Raw genomic sequence first — 12,689 nt, forward strand, 5'->3', positions numbered from 1 at the left:
CACTCGGCAACGCCAAGCGCACGGAGGCCTCACATGCCAAGATAGCGGTACTGAAACCGATTACCGGTGTCAGTCGGCTGCCACGCCAGAATCCTTCCAAAGCGCTGCGGCCTTGGGCAGCAGGAAATGACTGAACGGTAGGATCGCCGCACCAACGGCAGGCGCATCCTCCGACAGCGCGGCACGGCGGACCGGCGCGATCGCAGGCGCATCGGTCGCGTCCCGGATCAATGCGTTGACGCGCTCCGCCACCCGTTCCACCACCCGGCTCGGCAGGCGCCCGCCGATCAGGATTACCGCCGGATCGATCAGGCAGTTGATCGCATCGAGGGGCGTGCAGAGCGTATGCGCTGCCCGCTCGACCCATTCCTCCAGGCAAAGCTCGACGTCCGGCGCCCAATCGGCCTGATGCAGCACCTGCCCGATCTCGAACCCCGAATTCGCCAGATGCTCGGCGAGCCCGGATAGCGATACCAGTTTCTGCACGGTCTCGCGTCCCCGCTTGCCGCCGCCGGCCGCCATGAACCCCAGCTCGCCGCTGCGTCCATGCGTGCCGCGAACATACGCGCCATCCGCAACGAAGCCGCCGCCCAGCCCCGACGACACGAGGATGTAGAAGAAACTGCTGTAATTCTGTCCGAAGCCCAGCTGCATCTCGCCCATCGCGGCGGCGGCGGCATCGTTCTCGACGAACACCGGCAGCGACAGCGGCTTGTCGAACAGCGTCGCCATGTCGATTCCGTCCCACGCCGCATAGGCGGCCGGACGGCCCGGCATCGCGACCAGCGCGAGGTCATCGGGTCGCGCCACGCCGATGCCGACCAGCTTGGCGGGATCGACCTTCGCGCTTTTCAGCATCTGGCGTACCGAGCGCCGGAACAGATCGCGGACGTCGTCGGGCAGCGCGAAGCTGATCTCGATCGACTTGCGCGCGAGGATCTGCGCGAGAAAATCGACCAGCACGATCGTGATATGGTCGCGGTCGATATTGACGCCGATCGAGTAACACGCGTCGGCCCGGACGACGAGTTTGGTCGGCGGTTGACCACGTCCACCGCGGCGCTGCCCCGCCTCCTCGATCATGCCTTCCTGCAACAGCCGCCGCGTGATGTTGGCGATCGCCGGCCCGGTCAGCCCGGTGATCCGCGCAAGGTCGATTCGCGTCAGCGATCCGCCGAGGCGAATAGCATGCAATGTCACGCGCTGGTTGTGATCGGCGGCCCGCTCGAGGTTGGTTCCCGACAGACGCGGCGGCGTTTGAAGAGTCATGCGGACCGATAATCCAGGCTCGAGAACAGAAGACGAAGCCGCACTGCGCTGCAACATAGCGACTTCAGCGTCGGCGACGAAGTGATCCCGCGATTGCGAAGGCTTGGCAAGCGCACACTATTGGCGTTCAGTGAACGCGCGGCATATCGGCCCGGTCTGAAGACCATCTTCTGCATCCCCCTCGCTTCCAAACTGTTCGTTTGAATTATCCAATTTGATGTTCTAATCCACTTCTGCGGTTGCGCAAGAGCTGGCGATGAAGCCAGTCTGGCGACCGAACGAATAGAGGGGATGTGCGCGACATGGTTCACCTGGCACCCGGCAAGCTCCCCCGCCTATTTCCCTCCGAACGGGTGACCTCGATGTCCATCTTCACGCGATCGTGCCTCGTGGGTGCGCTGTTCACCACGATCCTCGCCGGCCCCGCCTTCGCGCAGGATGCTGCCAAACCGAGCGATGCGGTGGATCCGTTCATCGGCACCGGCGGCGAAGGCCACACCTTCCCCGGCGCGGTCGCCCCCTTCGGCATGGTCCAGTTGTCGCCGGACACCGATACCTCCTGCGTGATCCGCACCTGCTACGGCCACGCCGCCGGCTATCGCTACGACGACCCGACGATCGAGGGGTTCAGCCACACGCATTTCTCGGGCGCGGGACATTCCGATCTCGGCGACATTCTCGTCATGCCGGTATCGGGCGAGACCGTGCCGATGGACCCCGGCACGCCCGCCGCGCCCGGCTATCGCTCGCGCTTTTCGCATGCCAGCGAGGTCGCTAAGCCTGGCTATTATGCCGTTACGCTCGACGGGCCCGGCGTACGCGCGGAAATGACTGCGGGCACTCGGATCGGCGTGCATCGCTACAGCTTCCCCAAGGGTAAGGCCGCGCACCTCGTCGTCGATCTCCGGTCTTCGCTCTATAATTACCCCGGCAAGATCCTGTGGTCGGGGCTGCACCTGCGCGACGACGGCGTGCTCACCGGCTTTCGCGAGACGCGCGGCTGGGCACCAGGCCGCAAGCTCTACTTCGCGATGCGGTTCTCGGCGCCGCTGGTCGGCCACGCGCTGGTCAACCGCGAGAAGGACATCCCGTACAAAGGGTTCCAGGGCCCAGGCCGCGGCAGCGATGCGCTCGCGGAGAAACTCGGCCAGGCACTGGAAGCGCGGCTGGATTTCGGCCCGCTCGATGCACCGCTCGAAGTAAAGGTCGGGATCTCCGGCGTCGACGAAGCCGGGGCGCTCGCCAACATCGACAGCGAACCCGGCGGCTTCGACGCCGTCCGCGCCAAGACCGGAAACGACTGGGATACCGCACTCGGCGCGGTCAAGTTTGAGGCGCCCGCACCGATGCGCCGCATCTTCGCGACCGCGCTATATCACAGCCTGCTCGCCCCCAGCGTGTGGAGCGATAGCGACGGACGCTACCGCGGCCCTGACGACCAAGTGCGTCAGGCGTCCGGCTTCACCGTCCGCTCGACCTTCTCGCTATGGGACACGTTCCGCGCCGAACATCCGCTGCTGACGCTGATCCAGCCGGAGAAGACCAATAGCGACATCGTGCGCTCGCTGATCGCCAGCCAACAGCACAGCCCCGACGGCATCCTTCCGGTCTGGCAATTCGCCGGACGCGAGACGTGGACGATGATCGGCTATCACGCCGTCCCCGTCATCGCCGACGCGTATATGAAGGGCATTGGTGGCTTCGACGCGGACGCGGCGTTGCAGGCGATGGTCGCGAGCGCCGACCACGCCTCCTATGGCGGGCTCAGCGAGTATATCCAGCGCGGCTACGTCCCGATCGACAAGGAGCCGGAGGCCGCGTCGAAGACCGTCGAATACGCCTATGACGACTGGACGATCGCGCGGATGGCGCGGCGGATGGGCAAGACCGCCATCGCCGAGCGGTTCGAGACGCGCGCGGGCAACTGGCGCAACAGCTTCGACGCGAAGTCCGGCTGGCTGCGCGCAAGGCTCGCGAACGGAACGTTCCGCACGCCGTTCGATCCGACCGCGATCAATTACGGCTCCGATTATACGGAGGGCAATGCGTGGCAATATAGCTGGTTCGTGCCGCAGGATCAGGCGGGACTGTTCCGGCTGCTCGGCGGCGATGCGAAGACCGTCAGGAAGCTCGACGCGATGTTCGACTTCGACAATTCGAAGGTCGATTACAGCCATGCGGAGGATATCGCCGGGCTGATCGGCCAGTATATCCACGGCAACGAACCGAGCCACCACGTCGCCTATCTCTACAGTTACGCCGGCGCACCGTGGCGGACGCAGGAGCGGCTCGGCCAGATCGTGCGGAGCCAGTACGGCGCCAAGCCGGAAGGGCTGAGCGGCAACGACGATCTCGGCCAGATGTCCGCATGGCTCGTCTTCACCGCGCTCGGCTTCTACCCGGTCGCACCCGGATCGAACGAATATGTCATCGGCCGCCCGTTCCTGTCGCAGGCGACGCTAGCGCTGCCCGGCGGCAAGCAGTTCGCGATCCGGACCGACAATCTGTCGGACGCCAACCCGTACATCCAATCGGTCACGCTCAACGGCAAACCCCTCGCCCGCAGCTATCTGCGCGACGACGAGATTCGCCAGGGTGGCGAACTCCGCTTCGTGATGGCCGCGAAACCCAACAAGCTCTGGGGCAAGGGCGCGAAGGCCCGCCCGTTCTCGTCCTCGACCGCGCCATCGACCATGCCGCGCCACTAAAGACTGTCAGACCGATTGCCCCCGCGCCCCGGTTGCGCCTAGCTTCGCCCCAACGCTTCCGGAGTCCGTCGCCATGTCCGTCAAATTCGTCCTGTTCGCCTCGATCGCCCTCGCCACCACTGCAATCGCGCAGGACAAGACCGCACCCGTCGGCGGCGACATCCCCGCCAAGTTCGTGCCGCCGACCGCCGCGCAGGATTACGTGAAGCGCGAGGTGATGATCCCGATGCGCGACGGGACCAAGCTCTACACCGTCATCGTCTATCCCAAGGGCGTCGCGAACGCGCCGATCGTCCTCACCCGCACGCCCTACAACGCGAAGGGTCGCGCGAACCGCTCCGACAGTTCGAGCATCCTCGCCACGCTGCCGCTCGCCGACGAGATGTTCGTCAAGGCGGGCTATATCCGCGTCTACCAGGACATCCGCGGCAAATACGGCTCGGAGGGCGAGTATGTCGTGACGCGCCCCGTGATCGGCCCGCTCAACCCGACCAAGGTCGACCACGTCACCGACGCGTACGACACCATCGACTGGCTTGTGAACAGGGCGAACCTGCCGGAGTCTAACGGCCGCGTCGGCATGATCGGCTCGTCCTACGAGGGCTTCACGGTCGCGATGGCGCTGCTGAACCCGCACCCCGCGCTGAAGGTCGCCGCGCCCGAGAGCCCGATGATCGACGGCTGGATGGGCGACGACTGGTTCCACTACGGCGCGTTCCGCCTCGCCAACATCGCATGGCTCGGCAGCCAGACCGGCTACAAGGGTGCGGGCAAGGCACCGCCGACCGGGGGCTATGACGATTACGACAATTTCCGCGAGGTCGGCTCGGCCGGCGACTGGGCGAAGAAGTCCGGCTACGATCAACTACCCTATTGGCAGCGGATGGTGTCGCACCCCGCCTATGACGGCTTCTGGCAGGGTCAGGCGCTCGACAAGCTGCTCGCCGCCAACCCGTCGAACGTGCCGACGATCTGGGAACAGGGCCTGTGGGACCAGGAGGACATGTACGGCGCGATCACCGCTTGGGAAGCGCTGAAAGCCAAGGGCAAGCTCGGCAACAACCACCTCGTGATGGGTCCGTGGCGCCACAGCCAGATCAACCGCGAAGGCCGCAGCCTTGGGCCGTTCCAGTGGAATGGCGACACCGCGCAGCAATTCCGCGAGGACATGCTGCTCCCCTATTTCAACCAGTATCTGAAGGACGGCCCGGCCGTCACGCTGCCCGCCGCCGCGATCTACAACACCGGCGAGAATCACTGGGACAAGTTCGCGACATGGCCACTCGCCTGCGAGACGGGCTGCACCGCGCCGCTCAAGCCGATCTACCTGCAGGAGGGCGGCGCGCTCGGCTTCGGCAAGGCGGCGGCCGGTGGTGACAGCTACGTCTCCGACCCGTCGAAGCCCGTGCCGCATTTGCCACGCCCGGTGAACTTCGGCGACGGCCGCTGGGGCGACTGGCTCGTCAGCGACCAGCGCGGCGTCGATGGCCGTCCCGACGTGATGACCTACACCACCGAGGCGCTGACCGCGCCGGTGCGCGTGTCGGGCGCACCGATCGCCGACATCTTCGCCAAGACGACCGGCACCGATGGCGATTTCGTCGTCAAGGTGATCGACGTCTACCCGGCCGAGAACGCGACCGATCCCAAGATGGGCGGTTACGAACTGCCGATCAGCCTCGACATCTTCCGCGGCCGCTATCGCCAGAGCTTCGCCAAGCCGACCGCGATCCCAGCGGGCAAGGTGCAGGAATACAAGTTCCGCCTGCCGACCGTGAACCACGTGTTCCAGCCGGGCCACAAGATCATGATCCAGGTCCAGTCGAGCCTGTTCCCGCTTTACGATCGCAACCCGCAGACCTTCGTCCCCAACATCTTCCTCGCGAAGAAAACGGACTATAAGCCGGCAACGGTCACCATCGTCCGGGGCGGCGCATCGGCTAGCGCGGTCTGGTTGCCGGTCGTCCCGCTCGACCAGTCCGCGGCGCTGGCCAAGTAATCGATCGAACCAAGCCGACATAAGGATGGCATCGTCGCCCGGCCAACTCGGCCGCGGCGGCGTCCCCGCAGCGTCATTACCCCCTGACGCCAGACTGATCATACTACCGCATCGCCTAGTCGTTTCCGATCACGCGCGGCCGCCTGCAATTTCGTACTGAAGGCGCAGGTTACCAAGGGCAATGCGATGACGAAGGTTCAAGACGACAGCCACTTCCCCGCCGACGACAACGACGATTCGAGCTATTTTCAGCGTCGAGCCGAGTGGCATGAGGGCCGCGCCGAGGTCGCCGAGGATTCGAGCACGCGGTCGCTACATCTGCGGTTCGCGCGGCTCTATGCGGCGCGCACGACGTCCTGATATGGTACATTACAGCTAGTATTCTTACACAAAACTACCAGGAACCAAGAGGTTACCGGTAGGTTTATGCGTCCAGTCCCGTCGCGATACCCCGCGTGCGGCAAGATACTGGAGCTGCTCACATGAAGCGCATGACGTCCGCCACCGGGGCCCTGGCCCTGCTGGCGTCCATTGCCGGTTGCGCCGCGCCCGCGACGCGCATCTCGACCGGGCTCCAGCGCTACGGGCTCGATCAATCGCGCTCCGATTGCGTCGGCGGTCGGCTTCAGGCGAACCTCTCGCTCGGCCAGTTGCAGCGTCTGGGCAAGGCCGCCGCGGCGTACCGCCAGGGCGACACCACGCCCGGCGTGCTCACCCCGTCCGATCTCATCCGCGTCGCCTCCGAGCTTCGCGATCCGAAGATCGCGCTCGAAGTCGGCAAGGCCGCCGCGGGCTGCGGCGTGCTGCCGTAACCCGCGCCCTCTCCACCGAATTTCAAACGTAAGGATCTGACATGAACAAGGACGAATTCCAGGGCGGCGCCCGCTATGTCGGCGGCAAGGTCGAGAAGGCTGTTGGCGACACCGTGAACAGCCGCGACTGGCAGGTCGACGGCGTCGTCGACCAGGTCGCCGGCGGCGCACAGAACCTGTACGGCCGCGCCAAGTCGGCGATCGAGGATGCCGTCGACGGTGCCCCCGAACTCGCCGACAAGATCGGCAGCGAGGCGCGCGAAGCCGGCGATCGTGCCGCCGACGCCGCTCGTCGTGCGGCCTCGACTGCGCAGGCATCGGCCAAGGACGCGCCCGTCCTCTGGGCGCTCGGCGCCGCCGCAATCGGCTACGGCCTCGCCTGGCTCGTCCACGGCCAGCGCGACTGATCGCATGACCGTGGCGCCGCCTCTCAAGTCGCTTCGTGACTCCGCCGATCTGCGCCATCTGCGCCAGATCATCGCGGGGCTGGACGAAGGCGTCATCCTCGTCGATCCCGACCAGGACATCCTGTGGGCCAACACGGCCGCACTCGGGATGCACGGGGTCGATTCGGTCGAGGATCTCGGTGCCACGGTCGACGATTACCGCCAGCGTTTCCAGCTGCGCTACCGCAACAACCACAAGCTCAACGACGCCGACTACCCGATCGAACGCGTCGTGTCGGGCGAGGCCTTCTCGGAGGTCGTGGTCGAGGTCGCGGTCGCCGGTGAGGACGAGCCCCGCTGGGTGCATCAGGTGCGCAGCCTCGTCCTGACCAACGACGACGACGAGCCCGAATGCCTCGTCATGATCATCCAGGACGTGTCCGCGCGGTTTGAGGCCGAGGATCGCTTCGAACAATCGTTCAACGCGAACCCCGCGCCTGCGGTCATCTGTCGCCTGTGCGATCTTCGCTTCGTGAAGGTCAACCAGGGCTTCATCGACATGACTGGGCACGACCGCGATGCCGTCCTGTCGCGCACGGTCTATGATATCGACGTCCTCGAACGCGGCGAAAAGCGCGATCTCGGCAAGGAGCGCCTCGCCGAGGGCCGCACCATCCCGCAGATGGAGGCGGAGCTCAGCCTTCCCGACGGCGAGACCAAGCTCGTGATCGTCGCCGGCCAGCCGATCGACATGGGCGATCAGCCCTGCATGCTGTTCACCTTCGCCGACCTCGAACCGCGCCGGAAAGCCGAAACGCAGCTGCGTCATAGCGAGGAGCGCTTCATGCGGACCTTCTCGCTCGCACCCGTCGCGCTCGCGATCGGCGCGCGCGACGGTCACCGGCTGTGCGACGTCAACGAAGCCTTCACCAGCCTCACCGGCTATTCCTCGGCGGAGATCATCGGTCGCCCGCTCGGCGACGTCGACCTGTGGGAAACGCCCGCACTGCGCCATGCGATCGAGGCCGATATCGACGCCGGCCTCCCGATCCGCGACCGCGAAGTCCGTATCCGCGGCAAGGACGGCGACATCATCGACTGCATCGTCTCGACCGAGCCGATCCAGCTCGACGACGAAGCCTGCGTGCTGTGGGCGATGCGCGACATCAGCACCCGCAAAGCGTCCGAGCGCGAACTCGTCAACGCGATCGAGGCGGTGATGAAGGACACGAGCTGGCTCAGCCGGTCGATCATGGAAAAGCTTGCGCGGATCCGCACGCCGAACGCCGAGCCGGTCGGCGTCGGGCTCGACGAACTGACGCAGCGCGAGCGCGAGGTGTTGGCGCTGATCTGTCGCGGGCTCGACGACAAGTCGATCGCGCGCACGCTCGACGTTTCCAGCAACACCGTGCGCAACCATGTCGCGCGGATCTATTCGAAGATCGGCGTCAATCGTCGCAACGCCGCCGCCGCCTGGGCGCGCGCGCGGGGGTTCGATGGCGATTCCATCCCGCACGCGCTCCACCTCAAGGCGCCCTCGAAGGAGATCGCCGCATGACGCGCGACACGGACAAGCCGGACCAGGACGACGCCCGCACCCGCCAGGCGAAGGGCTCTATCCAGGAGGCGATCGGCAAGATCATCGGCAACGCCGCGATCGAACAGCGCGGCTCGCAGGAAAGCGAAGCCGGCGCGCGCCAAGCCAAGGCCGACGAAGCCTCGAAGGCCGGAACCGCGAAGGCCGACAAACAGATCGACACACCCATCGATAGGCACGGCAAAGACTGACGCCGTTCCTCGAATATCGTGAATAACAGGAGTGAATTATGGCTAACCATGTAAATCCCGGCGTCCTGCCGACGGACGACTTCCGTCGCGTGAAGACCCCGACCCGCATCTCGTGGGGCGCAATCTTCGCCGGCGTCGTGATCGCGATCGCGATCCAGCTGGTGCTCGGCATCCTCGGCACCGGCATCGGCCTCAGCCTGGTCGATCCGGTCGAGGGCACGACCCCCGGCGCGACCGGCTTCGGCATCGGCGCAGGGATCTACTGGATCATCACGACGATCATCGCTCTCGGCGCGGGCGGTTATGCCGCAGCACGCGGCGCTGGCGTACATGATCGGTTCGACGGCCTGATCCATGGCCTCGTCGTCTGGGGCGTCACCCTGATCCTCACCATGTACCTGCTCACCTCGGCCGTCGGCGGCATCATCGGCGGCGCATTCCGCACCGTCGGTTCAGTCGCATCGGCAGCCGGCACCGGCATCGGCGCAGCAGCCCCGAAGGTTGCCGACGTCGCCAATGTCGACGTCACCGACGTTCGCGCCGAAGCTGCTCAGTATCTGTCGGACGCACCGTCGGATCCCGCGCAGATGACGCCGGAGCAGGCGCAGAAGGAAATCGCCAAGGAGCTGCCCGCACTCGCAAAGGGTGGCCAGGACGGCGCACAGGCTGAAAGCCGTATCGTCGACATCGTCGCGGCTCAGCGCAAGATCAGCCGTCCGGAGGCTCAGGCCCAGGTGACGCGCGCCAAGGCACAGTTCGTCCAGACCAAGAACAAGACGATCGAGACCGCCAAGTCGGCGACCGACACCGCCGCTGGCGCAGCCGCAGGTACGTCGTTCATGATCGTGATCGCGCTGCTCATCGGCGCTGCCGCAGCAGGCTTCGGTGCCACCACCGCCGCCCGCCGCCGCATCTACACCGACGCCGTCTGATACGGCCGATCGGTTCGTGTAACGGGCGCCGTCCGCGTAACGGGACGGCATCCCATTCGGCGAACGGCCGCGCAATCGCGCGGCCGTTCGTTCGTCAAACAGGTTACATCGTCGCTGCCGACCGAGTAAGGACCCGCGGCGAGGACCTGATAGAAATCCAAGGGTACCGAGATGACCACGTCGCAACAGGATCGCCGTTCGCTTCGCATTGCCATCGTCCGCGCGTTGCAACTTGCCGACGCCCAGGACGACCATCTCGTGGCGGCCTTGCTGGCGCAGGCGCTCGACGCAGCCGAAAACGAGCTGTCCGAATAAGATACCGATGATGCGTGCGCGCCACGAACATTTTATAATGAATGCTGCCCGCAGTTCGTCCATCGAGGGGCAAAACGCGCCTCCGTGGGTTGGCTGATCGCGCCAAGCCTGCGATGGCAGCACCATGAATTCTCACGGAACACTGCTCGAGCCCGGTCGCAACTGCTGGCGGATCGAACCCGCCAAGCAGGCCACCGTCATCGTCGACGCCGACGATTATTTCAAAGCCGCCCGCGCGGTGATGATGAAGGCCAGGAAGCAGATCCTGCTCGTCGGCTGGGATTTCGACGCGCGCATCCGCTTCGGTGGCGGTGACAGCGGCGGCGACGACGACGATGGCGGCCCCGAGCGCGTCGGCGAATTCGTCACCTGGCTCGCGCGCCGCACGCCGGGGCTCAACATCCACATCCTCCGCTGGGATACCGGGGCGATCAAGACGCTGTTCCACGGCCAGACGCTGTTGCGCATCGCCAAGTGGATCCGCGACCCACAGGTCCACCTGCGGCTCGACGGCCATCATCCCCCCGCCGGCTCGCATCACCAGAAAGTGGTCGTGATCGACGACGACGTCGCGTTCTGCGGCGGGATCGACATGACCGTCGACCGCTGGGACACGCGCGCGCACGCCGACGACGAACCGCGCCGGATCGAGCCCGACGGCTCGCCTTATGGTCCGTGGCACGACGCTACCACGATCCTGCAGGGCCCGGTCGCGCGCGCGCTCGGCGACATGTGCCGTGGCCGCTGGGAAGTGTCCGGCGGCGGCGCGCTGGAGCCGGTGACCGATGGCGCCGACTGCTGGCCCGGTCATGTGAAGGCCGACTTCACCGACGTCGAAGTCGGCATCGCGCTCACGATTCCAGAAATGGCCGAGCAGGAGCCCCGCCACGACATCGAGGCGCTGTACGTCGACCTGATCGCGCGGACGAAGCGCTTCTTCTACGCCGAGAGCCAGTATTTCGCGTCGCGCAAAGTGGCCGAGGCGATCGGCAAGCGGTTACGCGAACCCGACGGTCCCGAATTCGTCATCGTCCACCCGACCACGGCGGAGGGCTGGCTCGAACCGATCGCGATGGACTCCGCACGGGCGCGGCTGGTCGAGGCGCTGCACGAACAGGATCCGCACAATCGGCTGCGGCTCTACCACCCCTTCACCGCGGGTGGGCAGCCGATCTACGTCCACGCCAAGGTGACGGTGGTCGACGACGAAGTGCTCCGCGTCGGCTCGTCCAACTTCAACAACCGTTCGCTGCGGCTCGACAGCGAATGCGACGTCGTCATTGACGCCGCGCGCGATCGCAACGCCGGTGAGCGCGACACGATCGCCAGCATCCGCAACGGCCTGCTCGCCGAACATCTCGACACCGACGTCGCGACGATCAAGACGTCGATCGCCGAAACCGGCTCGCTTATCGAGACGATCGAACGGCTGCGCGGCGACGGCCGCTCGCTCCGCCCCTACGAGGTCCCCGAACTCGACTCCGTGCGCGAGTGGCTGGCCGACAACAAGATCCTCGATCCCGAGAGTCCCGGCGAAATGTTCGAGGGGCTGTCGGGCCGCAAGCCGCTGCTCAAGAACCTGCGTCCGCACCTCCACCGCGCCGACGGCAGCATCTCGCCGATCATGGCCGCGGTCGCGGTCGGCGGCACCGCGGCCGGCATTGCGCTGGTCGGCACGATGCTGTGGGGACTCCGCACCAAGAAATGACGCGCAAATCCTCCCCCCTCGAGGGAGGAGGACTCAGCCTCGAAGCTCATCCCCAAACGCGCGCACGATCCGGCGGTCGGGGATCAGCCACAGCGCAACCACCGCCACGTACAACGCGATCGCGAACCAGCGGCTGACGAACGCGAGCGGCACGCCGGTGAAATACAGCGCGATGCTGCCCCACCCCTTCCAGTCCGAACCGATCGCGCGCGCGACTGCGGACTCCTTGCCGTTGCAGGCGATGATCGCGCGTTCGGTCAGCGAATAGCCGATCGCCGCCAGCCCCAAGACGATGCCATAAGCTGCCGTCGCCCCCGCCGCGAACGTACTCTCGTCGAGCCAGCGGATCACGAACGGCACCAGGCTCAGCCAGAACAGCAGGAACAGGTTCGCCCACATCACGCGCCCGTCGACGCGCTCGACCGCGGAAAACATGTGGTGGTGATTGTTCCAGAACAGCCCGACGTTCACGAAGCTCAACACATACGCCAGCAGCACCGGCGCACTCCCGATCAACGCGTGCAGGTCGCCCGTTTCCGGCACCTTCAACTCAAGCACCATAATCGTGATGATGATCGCGACCACGCCGTCGGTGAAGGCCTCGACTCTCCCCGGCCCCAGTCGTCGTCCGCTCATAGTCGCCCCCCGCCAGCTCTCACCGTGAGCTTGGCCACAATAAGAAATGTGAATTCAGTATCTTGCAAGAAACCGGCCCGGTTTCCGCCGTGCCGATGCTTTTCCTATATCCGATCGACCGATCTATCCCAGTCCG

General features: G+C 65.8%; 12 protein-coding genes. 10 read left to right on the forward strand and 2 right to left on the reverse strand.

What is annotated here, in order from left to right; all coding sequences use genetic code 11:
- Window positions 1–69 precede the first annotated feature (69 nt).
- Window positions 70–1,269 (reverse strand): ROK family transcriptional regulator, encoded by a 1,200-nt coding sequence (locus J4O76_RS09480; protein ID WP_426281497.1) that lies wholly within the window; start codon window positions 1,267–1,269, stop codon window positions 70–72.
- Between the two features lie 362 nt (window positions 1,270–1,631).
- On the opposite strand from J4O76_RS09480, the gene J4O76_RS09485 reads away from it, so the two are divergent.
- The 10 genes from J4O76_RS09485 to J4O76_RS09530 all read left to right on the forward strand — a co-directional run bounded on the left by J4O76_RS09485 (window position 1,632) and on the right by J4O76_RS09530 (window position 11,917).
- A complete protein-coding gene (locus tag J4O76_RS09485; RefSeq protein WP_426281499.1) occupies window positions 1,632–3,977 on the forward strand; it encodes a GH92 family glycosyl hydrolase in 2,346 nt (781 codons plus the stop codon).
- A 73-nt stretch (window positions 3,978–4,050) separates the two neighbouring features.
- A complete protein-coding gene (locus J4O76_RS09490) occupies window positions 4,051–5,976 on the forward strand; it encodes a CocE/NonD family hydrolase (RefSeq protein ID WP_426281500.1) in 1,926 nt (641 codons plus the stop codon).
- A 186-nt stretch (window positions 5,977–6,162) separates the two neighbouring features.
- Window positions 6,163–6,336 (forward strand): hypothetical protein, encoded by a 174-nt coding sequence (locus J4O76_RS09495; RefSeq protein WP_426281501.1) that lies wholly within the window; start codon window positions 6,163–6,165, stop codon window positions 6,334–6,336.
- Between the two features lie 122 nt (window positions 6,337–6,458).
- A complete protein-coding gene (locus tag J4O76_RS09500) occupies window positions 6,459–6,788 on the forward strand; it encodes a hypothetical protein (protein WP_426281503.1) in 330 nt (109 codons plus the stop codon).
- Window positions 6,789–6,829: 41 nt separating this feature from the next.
- Window positions 6,830–7,195 carry a CsbD family protein gene (locus J4O76_RS09505; RefSeq protein ID WP_056064930.1) on the forward strand — a complete coding sequence of 122 codons (366 nt, stop codon included), beginning with the start codon at window positions 6,830–6,832 and terminating at the stop codon, window positions 7,193–7,195.
- 4 nt (window positions 7,196–7,199) lie between these two features.
- A complete protein-coding gene (locus J4O76_RS09510; RefSeq protein WP_426281504.1) occupies window positions 7,200–8,732 on the forward strand; it encodes a PAS domain S-box protein in 1,533 nt (510 codons plus the stop codon).
- Window positions 8,729–8,962 (forward strand): hypothetical protein, encoded by a 234-nt coding sequence (locus tag J4O76_RS09515; protein ID WP_426281505.1) that lies wholly within the window; start codon window positions 8,729–8,731, stop codon window positions 8,960–8,962. Before J4O76_RS09510 ends, J4O76_RS09515 begins: the two co-directional genes overlap by 4 nt.
- A gap of 38 nt (window positions 8,963–9,000) precedes the next feature.
- A complete protein-coding gene (locus J4O76_RS09520; protein WP_426281507.1) occupies window positions 9,001–9,894 on the forward strand; it encodes a hypothetical protein in 894 nt (297 codons plus the stop codon).
- A 171-nt stretch (window positions 9,895–10,065) separates the two neighbouring features.
- The gene (locus J4O76_RS09525; protein WP_156348916.1) at window positions 10,066–10,209 is read left to right on the forward strand and encodes a hypothetical protein; all 144 of its coding nucleotides are present in this window, start codon (window positions 10,066–10,068) and stop codon (window positions 10,207–10,209) included.
- A gap of 124 nt (window positions 10,210–10,333) precedes the next feature.
- Window positions 10,334–11,917, forward strand: a complete 1,584-nt coding sequence (locus tag J4O76_RS09530; protein ID WP_426281508.1) for a phospholipase D-like domain-containing protein — start codon at window positions 10,334–10,336, stop codon at window positions 11,915–11,917.
- Between the two features lie 33 nt (window positions 11,918–11,950).
- On the opposite strand, the gene J4O76_RS09535 is transcribed toward J4O76_RS09530, so the two are convergent.
- Complete coding sequence (locus tag J4O76_RS09535) at window positions 11,951–12,553, reverse strand: TMEM175 family protein (RefSeq protein ID WP_426281510.1); 603 nt, start codon at window positions 12,551–12,553, stop codon at window positions 11,951–11,953.
- Between the last annotated feature and the right edge of the window lie 136 nt (window positions 12,554–12,689).

Origin of the sequence: Sphingomonas sp. NFX23 (assembly GCF_049887795.1) — a bacterium.
Taxonomy (GTDB): Bacteria; Pseudomonadota; Alphaproteobacteria; order Sphingomonadales; family Sphingomonadaceae; genus Sphingomonas.